The 20,061-nt window shown below is 31.6% G+C and carries 29 protein-coding genes; all 29 read right to left on the bottom strand.

What is annotated here, in order from left to right; genetic code table 11:
• Positions 1-45: 45 nt before the first annotated feature.
• A complete protein-coding gene (locus N4A55_RS03300; protein WP_293754080.1) occupies positions 46-1,134 on the bottom strand; it encodes a response regulator in 1,089 nt (362 codons plus the stop codon).
• Positions 1,135-1,195: 61 nt separating this feature from the next.
• Complete coding sequence (locus N4A55_RS03295; RefSeq protein ID WP_293754079.1) at positions 1,196-3,061, bottom strand: sensor histidine kinase; 1,866 nt, start codon at positions 3,059-3,061, stop codon at positions 1,196-1,198.
• A gap of 69 nt (positions 3,062-3,130) precedes the next feature.
• On the bottom strand, positions 3,131-3,523 hold the full coding sequence (gene rpsI / locus N4A55_RS03290; protein WP_293754078.1) for a 30S ribosomal protein S9: 393 nt from the start codon (positions 3,521-3,523) through the stop codon (positions 3,131-3,133).
• A gap of 28 nt (positions 3,524-3,551) precedes the next feature.
• Positions 3,552-3,986, bottom strand: a complete 435-nt coding sequence (gene rplM / locus N4A55_RS03285; RefSeq protein WP_113672503.1) for a 50S ribosomal protein L13 — start codon at positions 3,984-3,986, stop codon at positions 3,552-3,554.
• A gap of 222 nt (positions 3,987-4,208) precedes the next feature.
• Positions 4,209-5,354, bottom strand: a complete 1,146-nt coding sequence (locus N4A55_RS03280) for a YibE/F family protein (RefSeq protein ID WP_293754077.1) — start codon at positions 5,352-5,354, stop codon at positions 4,209-4,211.
• A 22-nt stretch (positions 5,355-5,376) separates the two neighbouring features.
• The gene (gene truA / locus N4A55_RS03275) at positions 5,377-6,114 is read right to left on the bottom strand and encodes a tRNA pseudouridine(38-40) synthase TruA (protein WP_293754076.1); all 738 of its coding nucleotides are present in this window, start codon (positions 6,112-6,114) and stop codon (positions 5,377-5,379) included.
• Positions 6,115-6,155: 41 nt separating this feature from the next.
• Positions 6,156-6,947 (bottom strand): energy-coupling factor transporter transmembrane component T family protein, encoded by a 792-nt coding sequence (locus N4A55_RS03270; protein WP_293754075.1) that lies wholly within the window; start codon positions 6,945-6,947, stop codon positions 6,156-6,158.
• Entirely contained in the window at positions 6,944-7,804 is an 861-nt protein-coding gene (locus N4A55_RS03265; RefSeq protein WP_293754074.1) for an energy-coupling factor transporter ATPase, read from the bottom strand. The genes N4A55_RS03270 and N4A55_RS03265 overlap by 4 nt, the downstream gene beginning before the upstream one ends.
• Entirely contained in the window at positions 7,789-8,640 is an 852-nt protein-coding gene (locus tag N4A55_RS03260; protein WP_293754073.1) for an energy-coupling factor transporter ATPase, read from the bottom strand. The genes N4A55_RS03265 and N4A55_RS03260 overlap by 16 nt, the downstream gene beginning before the upstream one ends.
• A 364-nt stretch (positions 8,641-9,004) precedes the next feature.
• Positions 9,005-9,541, bottom strand: coding sequence for a bL17 family ribosomal protein (locus N4A55_RS03255; protein WP_293754072.1), 537 nt, complete (start codon positions 9,539-9,541; stop codon positions 9,005-9,007).
• A gap of 54 nt (positions 9,542-9,595) precedes the next feature.
• Positions 9,596-10,555: a DNA-directed RNA polymerase subunit alpha gene (locus N4A55_RS03250; RefSeq protein ID WP_293754071.1), complete on the bottom strand. Its 960-nt coding sequence runs from the start codon at positions 10,553-10,555 to the stop codon at positions 9,596-9,598.
• 204 nt (positions 10,556-10,759) lie between these two features.
• Complete coding sequence (rpsD, locus tag N4A55_RS03245; RefSeq protein WP_293754070.1) at positions 10,760-11,386, bottom strand: 30S ribosomal protein S4; 627 nt, start codon at positions 11,384-11,386, stop codon at positions 10,760-10,762.
• A gap of 28 nt (positions 11,387-11,414) precedes the next feature.
• Positions 11,415-11,810, bottom strand: a complete 396-nt coding sequence (gene rpsK, locus N4A55_RS03240; protein WP_113672512.1) for a 30S ribosomal protein S11 — start codon at positions 11,808-11,810, stop codon at positions 11,415-11,417.
• Between the two features lie 21 nt (positions 11,811-11,831).
• Positions 11,832-12,200 carry a 30S ribosomal protein S13 gene (gene rpsM, locus N4A55_RS03235; protein WP_113672513.1) on the bottom strand — a complete coding sequence of 123 codons (369 nt, stop codon included), beginning with the start codon at positions 12,198-12,200 and terminating at the stop codon, positions 11,832-11,834.
• Positions 12,201-12,704: 504 nt separating this feature from the next.
• Entirely contained in the window at positions 12,705-12,818 is a 114-nt protein-coding gene (gene rpmJ, locus N4A55_RS03230; protein ID WP_113672514.1) for a 50S ribosomal protein L36, read from the bottom strand.
• A gap of 179 nt (positions 12,819-12,997) precedes the next feature.
• The gene (gene infA, locus N4A55_RS03225) at positions 12,998-13,216 is read right to left on the bottom strand and encodes a translation initiation factor IF-1 (RefSeq protein ID WP_113672515.1); all 219 of its coding nucleotides are present in this window, start codon (positions 13,214-13,216) and stop codon (positions 12,998-13,000) included.
• A gap of 21 nt (positions 13,217-13,237) precedes the next feature.
• Positions 13,238-13,513 carry a KOW domain-containing RNA-binding protein gene (locus N4A55_RS03220; RefSeq protein WP_293754069.1) on the bottom strand — a complete coding sequence of 92 codons (276 nt, stop codon included), beginning with the start codon at positions 13,511-13,513 and terminating at the stop codon, positions 13,238-13,240.
• 17 nt (positions 13,514-13,530) lie between these two features.
• Positions 13,531-14,280, bottom strand: coding sequence for a type I methionyl aminopeptidase (map, locus tag N4A55_RS03215; RefSeq protein ID WP_293754068.1), 750 nt, complete (start codon positions 14,278-14,280; stop codon positions 13,531-13,533).
• Between the two features lie 4 nt (positions 14,281-14,284).
• Complete coding sequence (locus N4A55_RS03210; RefSeq protein WP_293754067.1) at positions 14,285-14,929, bottom strand: adenylate kinase; 645 nt, start codon at positions 14,927-14,929, stop codon at positions 14,285-14,287.
• A gap of 98 nt (positions 14,930-15,027) precedes the next feature.
• The gene (gene secY, locus N4A55_RS03205; RefSeq protein WP_293754066.1) at positions 15,028-16,299 is read right to left on the bottom strand and encodes a preprotein translocase subunit SecY; all 1,272 of its coding nucleotides are present in this window, start codon (positions 16,297-16,299) and stop codon (positions 15,028-15,030) included.
• A complete protein-coding gene (gene rplO / locus N4A55_RS03200) occupies positions 16,300-16,740 on the bottom strand; it encodes a 50S ribosomal protein L15 (protein ID WP_293754065.1) in 441 nt (146 codons plus the stop codon).
• Positions 16,741-16,772: 32 nt separating this feature from the next.
• Positions 16,773-16,955, bottom strand: a complete 183-nt coding sequence (rpmD, locus tag N4A55_RS03195) for a 50S ribosomal protein L30 (RefSeq protein WP_293754064.1) — start codon at positions 16,953-16,955, stop codon at positions 16,773-16,775.
• 12 nt (positions 16,956-16,967) lie between these two features.
• On the bottom strand, positions 16,968-17,477 hold the full coding sequence (gene rpsE / locus N4A55_RS03190; RefSeq protein WP_113672522.1) for a 30S ribosomal protein S5: 510 nt from the start codon (positions 17,475-17,477) through the stop codon (positions 16,968-16,970).
• 16 nt (positions 17,478-17,493) lie between these two features.
• Positions 17,494-17,862, bottom strand: coding sequence for a 50S ribosomal protein L18 (rplR, locus tag N4A55_RS03185; RefSeq protein ID WP_293754063.1), 369 nt, complete (start codon positions 17,860-17,862; stop codon positions 17,494-17,496).
• Positions 17,863-17,886: 24 nt separating this feature from the next.
• Entirely contained in the window at positions 17,887-18,420 is a 534-nt protein-coding gene (gene rplF / locus N4A55_RS03180; protein WP_293754062.1) for a 50S ribosomal protein L6, read from the bottom strand.
• Positions 18,421-18,514: 94 nt separating this feature from the next.
• The gene (rpsH, locus tag N4A55_RS03175; RefSeq protein WP_212693108.1) at positions 18,515-18,916 is read right to left on the bottom strand and encodes a 30S ribosomal protein S8; all 402 of its coding nucleotides are present in this window, start codon (positions 18,914-18,916) and stop codon (positions 18,515-18,517) included.
• A gap of 30 nt (positions 18,917-18,946) precedes the next feature.
• A complete protein-coding gene (locus N4A55_RS03170; RefSeq protein WP_293754061.1) occupies positions 18,947-19,132 on the bottom strand; it encodes a type Z 30S ribosomal protein S14 in 186 nt (61 codons plus the stop codon).
• Positions 19,133-19,151: 19 nt separating this feature from the next.
• Positions 19,152-19,691, bottom strand: a complete 540-nt coding sequence (rplE, locus tag N4A55_RS03165) for a 50S ribosomal protein L5 (RefSeq protein ID WP_293754060.1) — start codon at positions 19,689-19,691, stop codon at positions 19,152-19,154.
• A gap of 22 nt (positions 19,692-19,713) precedes the next feature.
• Positions 19,714-20,049, bottom strand: coding sequence for a 50S ribosomal protein L24 (rplX, locus tag N4A55_RS03160; RefSeq protein WP_293754059.1), 336 nt, complete (start codon positions 20,047-20,049; stop codon positions 19,714-19,716).
• Positions 20,050-20,061 lie beyond the last annotated feature (12 nt).

Raw genomic sequence — 20,061 nt, 5'->3', positions numbered from 1 at the left:
AATATTTTATATTTTTTATATTTATCTATAAATTAATCAAATACTTTATATTAGTGCAAGTAGCTTTTTAAATATTTTATTTGGCTTTCTACCTAATTCTTTGAGTGTATTTTTATAAGAATTATAATACTTTAATGCTAGAGAGTATTTTTTCTCTTCAATTAATAACTCCATCAGCTTATAAACAATTGCATCATTAATACATTCTTTTGAAAAAGCATCTTTTAAAAGTACTATCGCTTTTTCTTTTTCTTCATTATTACAATAAAATTCTACAACCAATAACATTAAACTTATATATTTTTCTTTTAGACTAAGGCGCATACTTATTGACCATACATAGTCATTTGCTATGAAATAATCGTCTTTATATAAATCAAGTATTTCATTGATATCTGAAATATCTCCCTCAATATTTGAATTTGTAAAATAGTTTTTAAACGCAAAATAATCACATATAATATTACTTGTGTCAATTCTATAAGTTTCTCTATCAAAAATTATCTGAATGTCTAATCCATGATCTTGCAGTGCCTTCCTTACATAATATAGGGTAGTATTTAGATTAACAAGTGCCTTGTCCCCATCAAAATCCGCCCATAAAAAATCAATTATTTTACTTCTTGGAACACTCTTTCCTTCATTATTTATTAATAAAGCTAATAATTCCTCAGCTTTTTTAGTTCTAAACTTAACTCTTTTTTTATCTGCATATACTTCAAACTTACCAAAACACTTAACATTCATTTTTGTAGGAGAAATTTTGATATTTAATTCTTCAATAATCCTATCAAGTGTCTTATTAAGTCTATCTCTTTTTACAGGCTTAAGCAAATAATCAAGAGCATTTATCTCAAATGCTTCAATTGCATATTGGTTATATGCTGTTACGAATACAATTTTGCACTTATTGGTTACCTTTGTAGTAATAATATTAGCTAACTCAAGACCATCTACATCTGGCATTTGAATATCTAAGAAAATCACGTCCACTATATTAGCTTTTAAGTATTCTATTACATCAATAGCATTATCAAAACTTTTATTTACTTGAACCTTCCCACTATTTTCAAGTAATCTTTTCAATATATTAATGGATGGTAATTCATCATCTACTATTATTGCTTTAATCATAAAATTTCCCTCCTGTACGAAAAAAGAACTAAGCCATCTCTATTTAATGTCAGATTCAGAACTATATTTTAAGAAAAAAATATGCTGTAGTTCCCATATGTTCATTAATTATAACATTTAGTCTAGTATTATATTTATTTATAAGTCTCTTATTAACATTACTAAGTCCATGTCCCATTGAATTGGTTTTTTCTCCAATTGCAAGGTTGTTAATAACATCTTCTGAAATGCCTACTCCGCTATCTTCAATCATTATTTTGTATAACTTACCCTCTTGTTTCCCACTTATTATAATGACTCCTCCACCCTTTTTTTTGGAAACACCATGTCTTACTGCATTTTCTACAAGAGGCTGAATCATAAAAGGTGGTAAATATATAGTTTTTGAGTTTTCAACATATATTTCATAATGTAGTTTATCTCCAAATCTAAGTTTTTCAACCTTCAAATACGCTTCTACAAGTTCAATCTCTTTGTGAAGAGAAATCATTTTTGATTGTGGCAATAAATCATAAGAGTATCTTAAGTATTCCGAAAAAGATGTAATAGCATCATATGCTACATCTCCACCCTGATAGCTAAGTTCAGCTAAAGCATTCATTGCATTATGTAAAAAATGGGGTGAAATCTGTGCTTGAAGCATAGCTACTTCACTAATCTTAGATTGTTCCATTGCTCGTGAATATCTTCTTGAAATTATATATGCTTGAATTAATACTGCAACAGCTACCACTGTTATAAAAACTCCACCTGTAATATTGGGTATGAAATTTAGAAATATTGAAATATCAATTATATAAGCTGTAAATAGCAATATACTACAATATAGTATAAGCTGTGCATCATCTTTTTCATTTTTAGCAGCTATTATTACTCTAAGTATAGCATATATAAAAAGTATAATATTATATATTTCTATACAAATTAAGTAATTAGTATATATATATATTGGTAAAGTAAAAGTTGCCACCGTAAAGAATATATCTACAAAAACAAATATTTTTAGAATATTCTTATTAAATTCATATGGAAACAATTTGCCAATAAACAATACCCATGTAATTAGTCCCCAATAGAGAGTACAATATTCCAATAAAATAATCGTTGAAAAGGATATATTAGGAAAAAGTGTTGTTATATAATATTCTCCTGTTACAAGTATCCGTAATATAGTAACAAATAAACCAATCACGGCATACAATAATGATTTATCTTCTTTTCTTACGCAATAAAGTATAAAATGATAGCACATCATAATAAGTATAATACCCATAAGAAACATTTCATTTCTTGAAGTCTTAATGGTTATTTTTCTAATATCATAGTCAAGTCCAAAAACAATGGGACGCCAAATACCACCTCTTGCATAGGTAAAGTTTGAAACTTGAACAATTATATGAAACTCATTAGAAGTTGGTATTATACTTACCGACTGAGTATTATATTTAGGCTTTGTTTTTTTAGGAATATCCCCAACTGTTCCATTTGTTGCTATTACTCTATCATCAATCATTATAATATATGATGTAGACATAGTTAGAATTTTTAATCCGAAAGTATCACTCCAATTATCATTTTTAACTTTTAGCCTATATGTTCCATAGCCAGTCCCTTTTGGATGCTTTCCACTAATATTATACTCATCCCATGTATTTGGAACTTGTTGATATCCATTAAAATGAATTTTAGGTTCATTCTCCTTAAAATCTTCATGTGTTAAAAGTTGATTCCAATAAAACTCCCATTCACCATTAAGTTGTACTGTCCCATCTTTTTCAAAATCCCAATCGGTTAAATCAAGTAAACCATTTTGTGCTATTGGCTGTGGTTTACTTATTAGAGATAAATTTGCTATTTTAAGAAGGATCAATCCAGATATTAAACTTGTTATCATAAGTATTCCATATTTTTTTAATCTTTTTGTCATTATTAATCACCCATAATATAACAAATCCCCCAAACATAACTGTTTGAGGGTTTTGGAATTTGGAATTTATTATCTTTTTGAGAATTGAGGTGCACGTCTTGCAGCCTTTAATCCATATTTCTTTCTTTCTTTCATTCTTGGGTCTCTTGTTAAGAAACCTGCTTTTTTAAGTGCTGGACGGAATTCATCATCAGCTTTTAATAAAGCTCTTGAGATTCCGTGACGGATAGCACCAGCTTGTCCAGTGAATCCACCACCATGTACATTAACTATAACATCAAATTTATCTGTTGTATGAGTTAATTCTAATGGTTGGCGTACTGTAACTTTTAAAGTTTCAAGTCCACAGTAATCATCTATATCTCTTTTATTAATTGTAATTTTACCTGTTCCAGGTACTAAATATACTCTAGCAACACTATGCTTTCTACGACCTGTGCCATAATATTTTAATTGTGCCACTTGTATTCCTCCTTTCAGTACGAATCATTTAGTTTTTGATTTCTAATACTTCTGGTTTTTGAGCTTCATGTTTATGTTCTGAACCTCTGTATACACGTAGTTTTTTAAGCATTTTTCTTCCAAGTTTGTTCTTAGGAAGCATACCTTTTACTGCATGCATAACTACTTCTTCAGGTTTATTTTTCATCATATCTTTGTATTTTATTTCTTTTAAACCACCTGGATGTCCAGTATGATATCTGTATAATTTTTGGTCTAATTTCTTTCCTGTTAATACAACTTTATCTGCGTTGATAACTACTACATTATCACCAGTATCAACATGTGGTGTATAGATAGGCTTGTTTTTTCCAATAAGTACTCTTGCTATTTCAGATGATAAACGTCCTAAAGTTTGACCTTCAGCATCTACTATATACCATTTTCTCTCAACTGCTTCTGCTTTTGGCATAAAGGTTTTCATCGAGTTCCCTCCTTATTCAGTTCGATTTCTCATGTATTATCAAAATCCGGGGCTAATGGATTTTAATTTACAATCTCACGATTCAATATTATAGTACATCCAACCTAGCGTGTCAAGTGCTTTGAAGAAAAATATCCACATTTTTATACGTTTTTTTATATTTATCCACAATTGTTATATATTCATATTCGTAATTGTGGATAAAACATCATTTTATATGGTTTATACTTTATTATAATCCCCTTTAGCCATAAGAGCTGCAACTATAGCTGTTATAGGAATAGATATAATAAGACCTATTGTACCAGCTAAAGCTCTAACTATTTCTGTGGAGATCAATTCCATATTAACTATATCAACTAAGGTCATATCATTTACCATAAATAACAGCATTAAACACATTGATGTACCTGCATAAGCCAAAATCAGAGTATTTGACATAGTACCCATTACGTCTTTACCTATATTCATGCCTGATTTAAATAATTGTCCAACAGTCATTAAAGGATTATTATCTTTTAACTCTTTTATTGATGAAGATATGGACATACAAACATCCATTACAGCACCTAAGGTACCAAGTAGAATACTAGCAAACAATATTCCTTTAAAATCAAGATGCATTGATTCTGTAGAGTACAAGAGCATCTGTGATTCTGATGTCTCAAGTCCAGATAAATTAGCATAGTATCCAATTACAAGTGATATGGTTCCTGCTATTATGACACCTGATAAGGTTCCTGCTATAGCAGCTATAGCTTTTTTATTGAACCCACCTATAATTAACATAGTTATAATCGTAACTACAATAGATACTAATATAGATGTCACAACTGGATTCTGACCGTTTATTATACCTCTTAGCATATAATAAACACCTACGATAGTAATACCTAATGTAAATAGTGTCTTAACACCTTTCACTCCACCCACAATAATGGTCAATAATATAAATGCTATAACTAGATAGATTAGATACTTGTCCCTCTTAACATTAGTTATGTGACCTTGTAGTATATTTCCTTCTTCATCACGTTCAATACCAACATACAGCTCGTCTCCAACTTTTGCATCAAAACTATTAGCCATTATGCCGTCTACCGTATTGTATACTTCTATTAATTTTCCTTTTTCTTTTCCTCTAGTTAGTTTTACCTTCAACACTTGTACTTTTTGTATATAATCTCCACCTGATGTCTCTAAGGTTTCATATTCATCTTTTATAATTGCAATAACTTTACCTGGTATTATTTCTTCTTTATATACTTCCTCATCATATTCCTGAGTTGAGTCAGTTGCTTGTACACTACTTGTAAATAATCCAAAACAGAGTATCGTTGCTATTACAAATAATAATTTTTGTTTCACAGTAACTTCCTCCTTTCATGATCTAATCATAGTTAATCATTATTAGCGTTAATCCTTTAGCTGGAGCAGTAGCCCCTGCTTTACTTCTATCTTTTGAGTCTATAATATCTATAATATAATCGGGCTCAATCTTTCCTCTTCCTACATCTATTAATGTTCCTGCAATAATTCTAACCATATTGTATAAAAAGCCATTTCCATTAATACTAATGACAATCATTTCATCCTCAACGGTAACTACACATTTATAGATTTCTCTGACAGTACTTTTAACGCTGCTTCCCGTTGAACAAAAAGCTTTGAAATCATGTTCACCTATAAAATACCTGGCTGCTTTTTTCATCTTATCTATGTCTAAAGATTTATGATAAAAATGAGCATACCTATTATGTTGGGGCAATGGAAATCTAGAGTTGTATATTTTATACTCATATGTTTTATTTTTTGCATTATATCTTGGATGGAAACTACTAGTAACCAATTTTGCATCTCTTATTACTATATCCTCGGGCAAATAAGCATTTATTGCATAAGGTATCTTATTTATAGGTATTGATGTTTCTACTTTTAATACAACAATTTGACCTAATGCATGAACACCTGTGTCGGTTCTGCTTGCACCGACTATTTTTATTTCCCGGGAAAACAATTTCTGACAAGCTTCATAAATCTTTTGTTCAATAGTAATCGCATTTTTTTGAACCTGCCATCCACAATATTTTGTTCCATCATAAGCTACTACTAGCATAATATTGCCCATTATCTTCACCTTCAAGTTGTTTTATAATATTACCATACTTATTAAAGAATGATAAGTATAGTAATGTAAACTACCAATACAATCAATGCAACTAGATCATATTTGGTATACTTTAGTTGTTTCATCCTTGTTCGTCCTTCTCCACCTCTATAACATCTAGCTTCCATGGCTAATGCTAGATCATCTGCTCTTCTAAACGCAGATATAAATAATGGTACAAGCAATGGAATAAGACTTTTAGCTCTTTTTACAATACCTCCTGATTCGAAGTCAGCTCCTCTAGCCATCTGAGCCTTCATTATTTTATCAGTCTCTTCTAATAAAATAGGTATGAACCTTAATGCTATAGTCATCATCATAGCTATTTCATGTGCTGGTACTTTTATTTTTTTTAATGGATTCAATGAGTATTCAATACCATCTGTAAGTTGTATTGGTGAAGTAGTAAGAGTAAGTATTGAAGAACCAATTATTAGAAAAATAAGTCTAATAGCCATTAACGCTGCAAAATACAGTCCTTCCTTATATACTACAACACTTCCTATATTAAAGAGTTTTTCTTCTCCAGGAGTAAAAAACAAATTCAGTATAACTGTTAAAATAATTATAATAAATATTGCTTTTAACCCCTTTAACATAAATTTTAAGGGTACTTTTGATATTATTATTACTGTTCCTAGATATACAAATGCTACAATATATCCCCAAACATTATTCGCAATGAACAAGGAAATAATAAAAGTAAGGGTTCCTAATAATTTCATTCTTGGATCTAATTCGTGTATATAAGAATTAGCAGGATAGTATTGACCAATGGTTATGTCTCGAATCATATTTTCACATCCTTACTAATAGCATTCATTATCTCATCGTATGCTTCTTGTATTGTAGTTACTTCATTGGTAACAAGAAAACCTTTGTTCTTAAGTTCTTTCATTAAGTAGGTTACTTGGGGTACACCAAGCCCCATTGATTCCAATTCTTCAATATGATTAAATACTTTCTTCGGTATGTCATCATATCGTACTTTGCCTTTATCCATCACGATAATACGTTCAACGTATTTACCTACATCTTCCATACTATGTGATACTAGAATGACAGTTATACCTAGTTCTTTATGTAACTTAGATATCTCATCAAGTATCTCATCTCTACCTCTAGGGTCAAGACCAGCTGTTGGTTCATCTAGAATTAGTACATCTGGTTTCATGGCTAGAACACCAGCTATAGCTACTCTTCTTTTTTGACCTCCTGATAATTCAAAAGGGGATTTTTCATAGGTTTCTTCTCCTAATCCTACAATACTTATTGCTTCTTTGATTCTTTTATCGATTTCTTCTTTTTCTAGCCCCATGTTAGTAGGTCCAAAAGCAACATCTTTATAAACACTCATTTCAAATAATTGATGTTCTGGATACTGGAACACTAGTCCTACTTTTTGTCTTATTTCTCGCAAAGGCTTTTCTTTACTATATATATCTATATTATTAACATATACATTTCCACTAGTAGGTTTTAATAATCCATTGAAATGTTGAATTAATGTAGATTTACCAGAACCTGTATGTCCGATAAGACCTACAAATTCACCATCTTTTATTTCTAGAGATACATTATCAATAGCTTTTTTTTCAAAAGGTGTATTTTGACTATAAACATATGTTAAGTTATCTATTTTAATTGACATAGTGCATCAACCATTTCCTTTACATTAAGAATATTTGCTGGTATATTAATATTATTTTTTTTAAGCATGTAAGTTAGTTCTGTTACTTGTGGAACATCAAGTCCTAATGTCTTCATCTGCTCTACCTGCGTAAAAACTTCATCTGGAGTTCCTTGTAATGCTATCTTACCTTCATCCATTACATATACTCTATCTGCTTCTATAGCCTCTTCCATATAATGTGTAATAAGAATAATTGTTATATTTTCATGTTTGTTTAATTCTTGAACAGTTTCTATTACTTCTTTTCGTCCAGAAGGATCTAGCATTGCAGTAGGTTCATCTAATATAATACATTCAGGTTTCATAGCTAAAACTCCAGCAATAGCTATTCTCTGCTTTTGTCCACCTGATAGTTTATTAGGTGAATGGGTACTATATGCTTGCATCCCTACAGTATCCAATGCACTATCTACTCTTTTTCTTATTTTCCCTGACTCTATTCCTAGATTCTCTGGTCCAAAGGCTACATCTTCTTCTACTACAGTAGCAATTATCTGATTATCAGGGTTCTGAAATACCATTCCTGCCGTTTGCCTTATGTGCCATATATCGTCTTCTTTTTTTGTATCCATACCCTTTACCCATAGAGTACCTTCTGTTGGGGTTAAAAGGGCATTTAAATGCTTTGCCATAGTAGATTTCCCTGAACCATTATGTCCTAGTATGGCTATGAATTCTCCTTTATTGATATCTATATCCACATGGTCAAGTGCTATGTTTAATTCTTCTATTTCACCCATATCATTATGGGTATGATATTCATATACTAAACCTTTTGATTTAATCATTTCCATTTGTTACACCACCTGTTGCTATATTATCATTGTTAAGTAATATAGACTATTATAAACATCAATTTTCTGTATATTAAATATAAACATCTATACACTCATTTTAATAAGTTCAATATAGTTCCCTTGATTTTATAAACCTAATAGAACTAAACATCTACGTCTATAGTAATTATTAAATTCAACTTATATATCTCACTTTATAATCAGTATTGTAGAAATATAGGTAGTATAGAAATTGAATACTTATAATAGTATATATTACCCTATCTTAAAACTCAACATATTTAATTAATTTATATTTAATTACAAATAAGGGATTAAGTGCAAATATGCCTTAATCCCTATATTATTTACTAATGCAAAATTACACTAATTCAATAATTACTTCTTCTGCACCGTCACCTCTACGAGGTCCTATTTTAATAATTCTTGTATATCCACCATTTCTATCAGAATACTTTGGAGCAATCTCATCAAATAACTTATCTACTAAGTTAACTTGTTTAGTGTTTGCTTTTTTACCAGCATTCTTTACAGGCACTTCTTTTACTGGGTATAAAACCTTAAGTATTTGTCTACGTGCGTGTAATCTAGTAGCACTATCTTTTTTAATAGTTTTTTCGATATTTTCAAATTCAGTAACTTTTTTGCCATCTACTACTGTCTTAACTCTTTTTCCATCAGCAGTTTTCTTAGGTACTTTTTGAGTTACAGTTACTGTTTCATAATTATCTTTTTCCTTTACGGATAATGCTATTAATTTTTCAGTAATTTTACGAACTTCTTTAGCTTTACTAACTGTTGTTCTAATTTGTCCATGATAAATCAAATTAGTTACTTGGTTTCTTAGTAATGCTTTTCTTTGTGAAGAAGTTCTGCCAAGCTTTCTATATCCTGCCATTTCTGCTTAACCTCCTTTTTTCCAGATGTTATAATCTATAAGACTTAATTAGTATTACTCATCACTAGGTTTTAGAGATAACCCTAATTCTTTTAATTTTGCCAATACTTCTTCTAAAGATTTACGACCAAGATTACGTACTTTCATCATATCTTCAGATGTTCTATTGGTAAGTTCTTCAACAGTATTAATACCCGCTCTCTTCAAGCAGTTATATGAACGTACAGATAGTTCTAATTCATCAATACTCATTTCTAGAACTTTCTCTTTTTCATCATCTTCTTTTTCAACCATTACTTCAGCATTCTTAGCGTTTTCTGATAGGTCAATAAAAAGATTAAGATGTTCGCTAAGTACTTTAGCTGCTAAACTAACAGATTCATCAGGAGATAATGTTCCGTTTGTCCAAACTTCTAAAGTTAATTTATCATAATCAGTAATTTGACCAACACGAGTATTTTCAACTATAAGATTAACTCTTTCTACAGGTGTATATATAGAGTCAACTGGAATAACTCCTATTGGTTGATCTTCTGATTTGTTTTTGTCAGCACTAATGTAACCTCTACCTTTTGTAATAGTAAGTTCCATGAATAATTTACTGTCAGCTCCACCGCTAAGTGTAGCAATTGGTAAATCAGGGTTTATGATTTCAATATCAGGATCAGCTTGAATATCCGCAGCTGTTACGACACCTTCACCTTCAAACTCTATATATGCCACTTTTGGCTCTGGACTATCACTATTATTCTTAATAGCTAAGTGCTTAAGATTCATAATAACTTCAGTAACATCTTCTTTAACACCTGGTATTGAGGAAAATTCATGCAATACCCCTTCAATCTTAACGCTACTTATAGAAGCACCAGGTAGTGATGACAACATAATTCTACGAAGTGAATTACCTAAAGTAGTTCCGTAACCTCTTTCTAGAGGTTCTATAACAAAACGACCATATCTGTTATCCTCAGTTATTTCAACGATATCTATTTTTGGTTTTTCAAAATCAAACATTCAATGACCCTCCTTTTTCCTTTATTTTACCATAGGATTTATAGTTTTTATAAATACCTTTTTTCCTATGTAGACTTGAAGCGCTGGGAGCGCTATGTCCATGCTCTGAGGGTAGTAAACATCAAGTCAATTTTTGTGCACACATTTTACTTGACTTATAAGTTAAATAAATTACTAATATAGATTCTATATACCTATATATTATTATTTTGAATATAACTCGACAATTAGTGTTTCTTCGATATTAGTATCGATTTGTTCTCTAGTTGGAACAGAAACAACTTTCACTGTCTTGTTTTCTATATCAGCATCTATCCATTCTGGGACAATTCTTGAACTTGTAGTTTCTACAATATCCTTAAATCTTTGGATGCTTAATGATTTTTCTTTAACTTCAATAACATCTCCTGGTCTAACTTGATATGAAGGGATGTTAACTTTTTTACCATTTACTGTAATATGATTATGTCTAACCACTTGTCTTGCTTCAGTTCTTGAACGACCAAGACCAGCTCTATATACAACATTATCTAATCTAGTTTCAAGGATTATAAGTAAGTTTTCACCTGTAATACCTTTTCTTTTATCAGCATCTGCAAAGTAATTTCTAAATTGTGTTTCTAAAACACCATAGATTCTTTTTGCTTTCTGTTTTTGTCTTAACTGTAAACCATACTCAGAAATCTTTGTACGTCTTTTACCGTGATCTCCTGGAGCATAAGGTCTACGATCTATAGCACATTTTCCTGTATAACATCTTTCACCTTTTAAGAATAGTTTTTCACCTTCTCTACGGCAAAGTCTGCATACTGCACCTCTATATCTTGCCATTTTTTATTACACCTCCTAGCCGATTGAATTATACTCTTCTACGTTTTGGTGGACGACAACCATTATGTGGTACTGGTGTTACGTCTTTTATACTTGTAACCTCAAGTCCAGCAGCTTGAAGTGCTCTAATAGCAGCTTCTCTTCCTGAACCTGGTCCTTTAACCATTACTTCAACTATTTTTAAACCATGTATCATTGCTGCTTTTGCAGCAGTGTCAGCTGCCATTTGAGCAGCATATGGTGTAGATTTTCTTGAACCTCTAAATCCAAGTCCTCCAGCACTTGCCCATGAAATTGCATTTCCTTGAGTATCTGTTAACGTAACAATTGTATTATTAAATGTTGATTTGATATGCGCTTGTCCACGTTCAATATGCTTTTTCACACGCTTTTTGGTCCCTCTTTTGGACACTTTCTTTGCCATTAATCAAACCTCCCTTATGGGTTATTTTTTCTTATTAGCTACTGTTCTTTTTGGTCCTTTTCTTGTTCTAGCATTCGTTTTAGTCTTTTGTCCTCTAACAGGAAGACCTCTTCTATGACGAATACCACGATAACATCCTATTTCCATTAAACGTTTGATGTTTAATGCTCTTTCTCTTCTAAGATCCCCTTCAACCAATTGAGAATTATCTATAATCTCACGAATCTTAGCTGATTCGTCGTCTGTCAAGTCTCTTACTCTTGTATCGGGATTAATACCTGCTTCTTTTAATATACGATTAGAGCTTGCTCTACCAATACCATAAATATATGTTAGACCAATTTCTACACGCTTTTCTCTTGGTAAATCAACACCAGCAATACGAGCCATGTGTACTTCACACCTCCGTTTTTTAAGATAAGGAATGAATAATAATCTAATGCGGTGAAATATTAGATAATATTATCCCAACATATTTTTTCACAATATTAAATGACTTAGTGAGAATCATTTAATGATCATTTTTAATTTGTGTAATAACTTACTAGAACAACACATCCTGGTGAGTCATTACTCAGCCGCTTATATCTTACTTTTTAAAACTATCATTATGACAATCTCAAAAATGTAATTCATAATTAATCATTAAGGTTATTTTATAATTTCAACCCTAATTTTGTGCATAATATCACAATTAGTAATTATATACTATCTTAATATTATATGCAATACTTTTTTAGATTTTTAACAAAAGTTATATATATTATACATTGTTGTCATGTTTTTTCTTCAATGTATAATCCTATAATTATCGTGACATAGTCACTTTCTATTCCATAAACGTATCACCGTTTTTAGAATCTCAATAAAGAAAATCTAGTTTAACTATACTGATCAACCTTGTTTTTGTTTATGCTTTGGGTTCTCACAGATAACGCGAACTCGACCTTTTCTTTTAATTATCTTGCATTTTTCACACATAGGTTTTACGGACGCTCTTACTTTCATCTTATTGCTCCTTCCTAAACAATTGAGTTTTGTTTGGGTACATTTCAAAGTTTAAGATAGCTGTGTTCTGTTAAATTGTTGACCTTATTGTAGGTTTTATTCAACTTATATCAAACAATATCAATTGTTATTTTGCTTATTACTAAAGTTACTTCGGATATTTACATAAAATATCTCTATTATTTGTCTCTCCAAATAATTCTTCCCTTAGTTAAATCATATGGAGAAAGTTCAACCGTTACTTTGTCACCAGGCAAGATTCTTATATAATTCATCCTTAATTTACCACTGATATGAGCTAAGATTTTATGTCCATTCTCAAGCTCAACTTGAAACATAGCATTAGGTAACTTCTCTAATACTGTTCCTTCTACTTCTATTACATCCTTCTTTGACATTTTATCAACCTCCTCCACCATTTAACTTTGGTCGTTAACTTTGTAAACAGCTAAATTTCTTCTTATCTCTACATTTGTAACTTTTTTATCTCTAATTAACTTCTCTTTTATCTCATATATTACATGATTTGTCGGTTGTATATGCTTAAGTTTTTTCTGCTTAGGCTTTTCAATTCGTCTTAAATTACCGTCTGCTAAATAAGCATATTCACCTTTTATATTTATTATGACAAATATTTTGTCTTTATCTCTACCGGCCTTCGATTTTACTACTTGACCATATTGTAATTCGTTCATAGTATAACACCTCAGCCTTAAATAGTAAGAAGTTCATAACCATCTTCAGTAATACAGATGGTATTCTCATAATGGGCTGATAATGATCCATCCATTGTTACAACAGTCCAATCATCATCTAACCATCTAACTTCGTACCTTCCAATATTAATCATCGGTTCTACTGCAATTACCATATTCTTTAGAAGCTTCGGACCTCTACCAATTATTTTATAATTTGGAACTTGAGGTTCTTCATGTAATTTACGTCCAACACCATGTCCAACTAAGTCTCTTACAACTGAATAGCCTCTTTCTTCAACATAGTTTTGTATAGCAGATGAAATCTGGTGTAAATGATTACCTTCTTTAATTACTTTCAATCCTTCAAAAAAGCATTGCTTCGTAACATCAATCAGGTCTCTTGCTTCCTCACTTATCTCACCAACACCATGTGTTCTAGCAGCATCGCCATGAAACCCGTTATAGTAAGCACCAATATCAATACTTATTATATCGCCTTCTTTTAAAATTCTTTTCTTGCTAGGAATACCATGCACAACTTCTTCATTAATAGAAGCACAGATGTTAGCTGGATATCCATTGTAATCTTTAAAAGATGGAATGGCATTTCTACTTCTAATAAATTCTTCTGCGGCCTTATCCAGGTCAAATGTAGATATTCCTGGTTTTATCATTGATTCTAGTAATTCATGAGCACCAGCAACTATTTTGCCTGCTTCTCTCATGATTGCTATTTCTTCGTTGGTTTTAATTGTTATTGACATAACTTTACGCTCCTAATATCTCAACAATACTCTTAGTAACATCATCAATATCAACTGTTCCATCAACAGTTATCAAGATATCTTTTTCTCCATAATATTCTATTAACGGACTAGTTTGTTTGTGATAAATTTCTAACCTCTTGAGTACTGTTTCTTCTTTATCATCATCTCTAAGTATCAGTTCTCTTGTACAGTTATCACAAATATCTTCCTTTTTTGGTGGATTATACTTTATATGATAAGTTGCACCGCAATTTAGACATGCCCTTCTACCAGACATTCTTCTTACTATATTTTCATCAGGTACATCAATATTAATTGCATAATTTATTTTTGTTTCCATAGACATTAGTGCTTTGTCTAAACTCTCTGCTTGAGGTATTGTTCTTGGAAAACCGTCTAAAATAAAGCCTTCTTTACAATCCTCTTGTAATAGTCTATCAGCAACTATATCTACAACCAATTCATCTGGAACTAATAAACCTTTGTCCATATATTCCTTGGCTTTTATTCCAAGTTCAGTCTTGTTTTTTATATTGTCTCTAAATATATCACCTGTTGAAATGTGCGGAATATTATATTTCGCTGCTACCCTCTTTGCTTGTGTTCCTTTACCAGCACCAGGGGCACCTAACATAATTAATCTCATTTTATAACCTCCAAAGTTATATCTTATATTAGATTCAGCAATTTAAGATTTAGAATGAAGATAGAATATTATTTCTGGCTTCATTCTTAATCTATTTATTATGCATTTAAAAATCCTTTATAGTGTCTCATAACCATTTGGGATTCTATTTGTTTAATTGTCTCAAGGGCAACACCTACAACGATAATAAGTGAAGTACCACCAAATGTAACATTCATGCTAAACATATTTGATAGTATAACTGGAAGTAAAGCAATAAGTGCTAGTGCTAAAGCTCCAATTAATACAATTTTATTAAGAACATTTGATAAATAGTCTACAGTTGGTTTTCCTGGTCTAATACCTGGAACAAATCCACCATTCTTCTTCATATTATTAGCAACTTCAATTGGATTGAATATGATTGAAGTATAAAAATATGCAAAGAATAATATGAATACAAAATAAATAAGTGCTCCTGATATACTAGTAATCTTCAAGAAATCAATAACAGAAGCCCACCATCCATCTGGTTTACCAAAAAACTGAGTTACTGTTCCTGGAAATTGTAATAAGGATGAAGCAAAGATAACTGGTATAACTCCTGCCATATTTACTTTTAATGGAATATGTGTAGATTGACCACCATATACTTTTCTTCCTTGCATTCTCTTGGCATATTGTACTGGTATTCTTCTTTCACCTAATTGTATTAATACTACAAATGTAACCATTAATACATATATGATTAATAAGATAATTACAGGAATTAATTTTTTACTTGCTGTAGCAAGTGTATATAATTTCTTGGTTCCAAATGGTAATCTTGATATTATGTTAATGAAGATAATTAAAGAAATACCATTTCCAACACCTTTTACTGTTATTTGCTCTCCAACCCACATTAAGAATGCAGTACCAGCAGTCATTGCAGTTACAGCAATAATTACTGAGATTAGATTATAATCATAGAATAAGCTTCTACCAAGTCCAATTGATATTGCAACTGATTGTAGTAGTGCTAATACTATAGTACCGTATCTAGTGATTTTAGCAATTTTCTTACGTCCTTCTTCTCCTTCTTTTTGCATTTCCTCAAGTTTTGGAATAGCAATTGTTAGAAGGTTCATAATGATTGAAGATGTAATGTATGGAGTAATACCCATAGCAAACAATGTCATATCCTTGAACGCACCACCTGAGAATGCATCAAACATACCAAATAATCCAGCATCATCTGCATTTTTGAACATATTTTGAACAGCTGTCGGATCAATTAATGGTATTCTGATATGTGCTCCTATACGTATAGCAAAAAACATTAACATTGTATAAATTATCTTTTTTCTTAAATCAGGTATTTTAAATGCATCACGAAGTGTTCTAAACATCTAAATCACCTCTGCTTTCCCGCCAGCGGCTTCGATTTTTTCTACTGCTGATTTACTAAACGCATTAGCTTTTACTGTAAGCTTCTTAGTTAAATCGCCGTTTCCTAAAATCTTAACACCATCTTTAGGATTTTTAACAACGCCTTGTTCAATTAGAGTTTCAACAGATACTGTAGCTCCTGCTTCAAATCTATTTAAGACATCAACATTAATTCCAACGATTTCTTTCGAATTTCTACAAGTAAAACCTCTTTTGGGAAGTCTTCTATACAATGGCATTTGGCCCCCTTCAAATCCAGGTCTTACGCCACCACCGGAACGAGACTTTTGTCCGTTTTGTCCTCTTCCTGCAGTTTTACCATTTCCAGAAGCATGTCCTCTTCCTTTTCTATAATTAGATTTTCTTGATCCTTTTGCTGGTTTTAATTCTGTCAAATTCATTTTGTTACACCTCCTTGCTTATTTTAACCCGATTAAACTTCTTCTACTTTTACTAAATGTTGTATAGAATGGACCATACCTCTAATTGCTTTATTATCTTTTTGTTCAACAGTTTTATGAAGCTTTGTTAGTCCTAAAGCTTCTACTGTTTTTCTATGTTTAGGAATGGCTCCAATTGTGGATTTAACTAAAGTAATTTTTAATTTATCTGCCATCTTGGTTCCCTCCTATCCTAAAAGCTCTTCAATTGATTTTCCACGAAGTTTTGCTACTTCTTCAGGAGTTTTAAGTCCATCAAGCCCTGCAACAGTAGCTGTTACTACATTATTCTTGTTATTTGAACCTAATGATTTTGTTCTGATATTTTTGATTCCTGCAAGTTCAAGTACGGCACGAGCAGGACCACCAGCTATAACACCTGTTCCTTCTGGTGCTCTTTTCATTAAAACGGAAGCACTTCCGAATTTACCGATGTAATCATGTGGAATACTACCATTTTCATCTATAGGAACTTCAATAAGTCTTTTTTTAGCGTCGTCGATACCTTTACGAATAGCATCAGGAATTTCAGTTGCTTTACCTACACCTGCGCCTACATGCCCATTCTCATCTCCGACTACTACTAAAGCTGCAAAACGGAAGTTACGTCCTCCCTTTACTACCTTAGTAACACGTCTTATTGATACTACTTTTTCTTTTAGATCTAGCTTACTAGCATCAATCATTGTACGCTTCATGCTTCTACCTCCTTACTTAGAATTTTAACCCAGCTTCTCTAGCTGAGTCTGCTAATGCTTTTACTTTACCTTGATAAATGTATCCGCCTCTATCGAAAATTACTTCTGTAACACCTTTTTCTACAGCTCTTTTAGCAACAGTTTCTCCAACAAGAACTGCTGCTGCAACATTATTAGTTTTTTCTAAACCACTTTTAATGTCTTTTTCAACTGTAGAAGCTGCTGCTAAAGTATGACCAGTTAGGTCATCGATAACTTGCGCATACATATGTTTGTCACTTCTAAAAACCACTAAACGAGGTCTCTCTGAAGTTCCAACTATATTATTACGTATTCTTCTATGCTTCTTAACACGTACTTTAGTTCGTGATGTTTTCTTTATCATGGATTTCACCCCTTTACTTTTTTACTATTTACCAGTTTCTTTACGTCTGATTACTTCATCAGCGTACTTAATTCCTTTGCCTTTGTATGGCTCAGGTGGTCTCTTAAATCTTATTTCCGCTGCGTATTGACCTACTCTTGCTTTGTCAATTCCTTTTACGATAATAACATTTTGTCCTTCTACAACTGCTTCAAGACCTTCTGGATCTTCCATTTCTACTGGATGTGAATATCCTAAAGATAATACTAATTTTTTACCTTGCTTTTGTGCTCTATATCCAACACCATTGATTTCTAATTTCTTTTCGTAACCTTTAGTTACTCCTTCAATCATGTTCGCAACAAGAGTTCTAGTTAAACCATGTAATGATTTCATTTTCTTTAAATCATTTGGTCTATTTACTACCACTTGGTTTTCCTCTTTAGAAATTAACATTTCTTTTGGTAATTGTTGTTCTAAAGTACCTTTTGCTCCTTTAACAGTTATAAAGTTACTTTCTGTTATATTAACTTCTACTCCTGCTGGAATTTCTACAGGTAATCTACCAATACGTGACATGCTTGCACCTCCTCGGATTAAATACCTTTGCAACAATGCAAAGCTTCATCCATTATATTTTATTTTTTATGTCTAATTCTTTCAAGAGTAGTAATTACCATATAAAAGCAATTACTTCTCCACCAACATTTTGTTTTCTAGCTTCTTTATCAGTTATGATACCTTTATTAGTTGAGATGATAGCAGTTCCAAGTCCACCTAATACTTTTGGTAATTCATCTTTACCTGCATATACTCTAAGTCCAGGTTTAGATATTTTCTTGATTCCAGCTATTACCTTTTCATTTTTATCTTTACCATATTTCATTTCTACACGGATAGTTTTGATTAAACCATCTTCTATTAATTTATATCCTTTAACGTACCCTTCATTTACCAAAATGTCAGCAACAGCTTGCTTCATTTTTGAAGCAGGTACATCTACAAAATCATGTTTAGCAGTATTTCCGTTACGGATTCTTGTTAACATATCTGCAATTGGATCGCTCATTGTCATAATTTGTGGCCTCCTTCCTATTACTAAATCTTACCAACTAGCTTTTTTAACACCTGGGATTTGTCCTTTATACGCTAATTCACGGAAACAGATTCTACATATTCCATATTTTCTTAGATATCCGTGAGGTCTTCCACATATTCTACAACGGTTATAAGCTCTTGATGAAAACTTTGGCTTAAGTTGTTGTTTAACTTTCATTGATGTTTTTGCCATTTAATCGATTCCCTCCTTATTATTTTTTAAAAGGCATTCCGAATAATGTTAATAATTCACGAGCTTCTTCATCAGTCTTAGCTGTAGTAACGAAGATAATATCCATACCTCTAACTTTATCAACTTTATCATATTCGATCTCAGGAAAGATTAATTGCTCTTTAATACCTAAAGCGTAGTTACCTCTACCATCAAATGCGTTAGGATTAACACCTCTAAAGTCTCTAACTCTTGGTAGCGCTAAGTTAATTAGACGATCAGTAAAATCATACATTCTACTACCTCTAAGTGTAACTTTACATCCTATAGGCATACCTTCTCTTACTTTGAAAGCTGCAACAGATTTTTTAGCTTTTGTTATTATAGGCTTTTGTCCAGCGATTATTGTTAAATCACTAACAGCAGAATCTAGAATCTTACGATTCTCTTTAGCTTCTCCAACGCCCATATTTATAACTACTTTTTCAATTTTTGGTACAGCCATTTTATTTTTATAGTTAAATTTTTTCATCATAGCATCTACAATTTCATTATTGTAAACCTCTTTTATTCTACTCAAGTGAGATACCTCCTCTCTACTATTAATCTATAACTTCACCTGTTGATTTGGCTACTCTATATCTAACATTCTTAGTACGTCCATTTCTGTCTTCTTTTACTACTTTAACACCTAATCTTGTAGGTTTTCCTTTATGAACATACATTACTTTTGAAGCATTTAATGCTGATTCTTGGTGAACAATTCCACCTTGCCCATTAGCAGCACTTGGTTTTGTATGCTTTGTAACCATGTTAACGCCTTCCACAATTACTTTTCCATTTTTTCTATCTACAGTTAAAATCTTTCCTTCTTTTCCTTTGTCTTTTCCAGAAATAACTTTAACAGTATCACCTGATTTAAGTCTTGTTTTATACACTTATTACACCTC

Origin of the sequence: Vallitalea sp. (genome assembly GCF_025211055.1) — a bacterium.
Classification (GTDB): domain Bacteria; phylum Bacillota; class Clostridia; order Lachnospirales; family Vallitaleaceae; genus Vallitalea.
This window is presented reverse-complemented; position numbering and strand designations above follow the sequence as displayed.

Excerpts from the sequence above, each read along its gene's own strand:
- N4A55_RS03300 (WP_293754080.1), bottom strand. The coding sequence starts at position 1,134 with ATGATTAAAGCAATAATAGTAGATGATGAATTACCATCCATTAATATA.
- N4A55_RS03295 (WP_293754079.1), bottom strand. The coding sequence starts at position 3,061 with ATGACAAAAAGATTAAAAAAATATGGAATACTTATGATAACAAGTTTA.
- rplM (WP_113672503.1), bottom strand. The coding sequence starts at position 3,986 with ATGAAAACCTTTATGCCAAAAGCAGAAGCAGTTGAGAGAAAATGGTAT.
- truA (WP_293754076.1), bottom strand. The coding sequence starts at position 6,114 with ATGGGCAATATTATGCTAGTAGTAGCTTATGATGGAACAAAATATTGT.
- N4A55_RS03270 (WP_293754075.1), bottom strand. The coding sequence starts at position 6,947 with ATGATTCGAGACATAACCATTGGTCAATACTATCCTGCTAATTCTTAT.
- N4A55_RS03265 (WP_293754074.1), bottom strand. The coding sequence starts at position 7,804 with ATGTCAATTAAAATAGATAACTTAACATATGTTTATAGTCAAAATACA.
- N4A55_RS03260 (WP_293754073.1), bottom strand. The coding sequence starts at position 8,640 with ATGGAAATGATTAAATCAAAAGGTTTAGTATATGAATATCATACCCAT.
- N4A55_RS03255 (WP_293754072.1), bottom strand. The coding sequence starts at position 9,541 with ATGGCAGGATATAGAAAGCTTGGCAGAACTTCTTCACAAAGAAAAGCA.
- N4A55_RS03250 (WP_293754071.1), bottom strand. The coding sequence starts at position 10,555 with ATGTTTGATTTTGAAAAACCAAAAATAGATATCGTTGAAATAACTGAG.
- rpsD (WP_293754070.1), bottom strand. The coding sequence starts at position 11,386 with ATGGCAAGATATAGAGGTGCAGTATGCAGACTTTGCCGTAGAGAAGGT.
- rpsK (WP_113672512.1), bottom strand. The coding sequence starts at position 11,810 with ATGGCAAAGAAAGTGTCCAAAAGAGGGACCAAAAAGCGTGTGAAAAAG.
- rpsM (WP_113672513.1), bottom strand. The coding sequence starts at position 12,200 with ATGGCTCGTATTGCTGGTGTTGATTTACCAAGAGAAAAGCGTGTAGAA.
- rpmJ (WP_113672514.1), bottom strand. The coding sequence starts at position 12,818 with ATGAAAGTAAGAGCGTCCGTAAAACCTATGTGTGAAAAATGCAAGATA.
- infA (WP_113672515.1), bottom strand. The coding sequence starts at position 13,216 with ATGTCAAAGAAGGATGTAATAGAAGTAGAAGGAACAGTATTAGAGAAG.
- N4A55_RS03220 (WP_293754069.1), bottom strand. The coding sequence starts at position 13,513 with ATGAACGAATTACAATATGGTCAAGTAGTAAAATCGAAGGCCGGTAGA.
- map (WP_293754068.1), bottom strand. The coding sequence starts at position 14,280 with ATGTCAATAACAATTAAAACCAACGAAGAAATAGCAATCATGAGAGAA.
- N4A55_RS03210 (WP_293754067.1), bottom strand. The coding sequence starts at position 14,929 with ATGAGATTAATTATGTTAGGTGCCCCTGGTGCTGGTAAAGGAACACAA.
- secY (WP_293754066.1), bottom strand. The coding sequence starts at position 16,299 with ATGTTTAGAACACTTCGTGATGCATTTAAAATACCTGATTTAAGAAAA.
- rplO (WP_293754065.1), bottom strand. The coding sequence starts at position 16,740 with ATGAATTTGACAGAATTAAAACCAGCAAAAGGATCAAGAAAATCTAAT.
- rpmD (WP_293754064.1), bottom strand. The coding sequence starts at position 16,955 with ATGGCAGATAAATTAAAAATTACTTTAGTTAAATCCACAATTGGAGCC.
- rpsE (WP_113672522.1), bottom strand. The coding sequence starts at position 17,477 with ATGAAGCGTACAATGATTGATGCTAGTAAGCTAGATCTAAAAGAAAAA.
- rplR (WP_293754063.1), bottom strand. The coding sequence starts at position 17,862 with ATGATAAAGAAAACATCACGAACTAAAGTACGTGTTAAGAAGCATAGA.
- rplF (WP_293754062.1), bottom strand. The coding sequence starts at position 18,420 with ATGTCACGTATTGGTAGATTACCTGTAGAAATTCCAGCAGGAGTAGAA.
- rpsH (WP_212693108.1), bottom strand. The coding sequence starts at position 18,916 with ATGACAATGAGCGATCCAATTGCAGATATGTTAACAAGAATCCGTAAC.
- N4A55_RS03170 (WP_293754061.1), bottom strand. The coding sequence starts at position 19,132 with ATGGCAAAAACATCAATGAAAGTTAAACAACAACTTAAGCCAAAGTTT.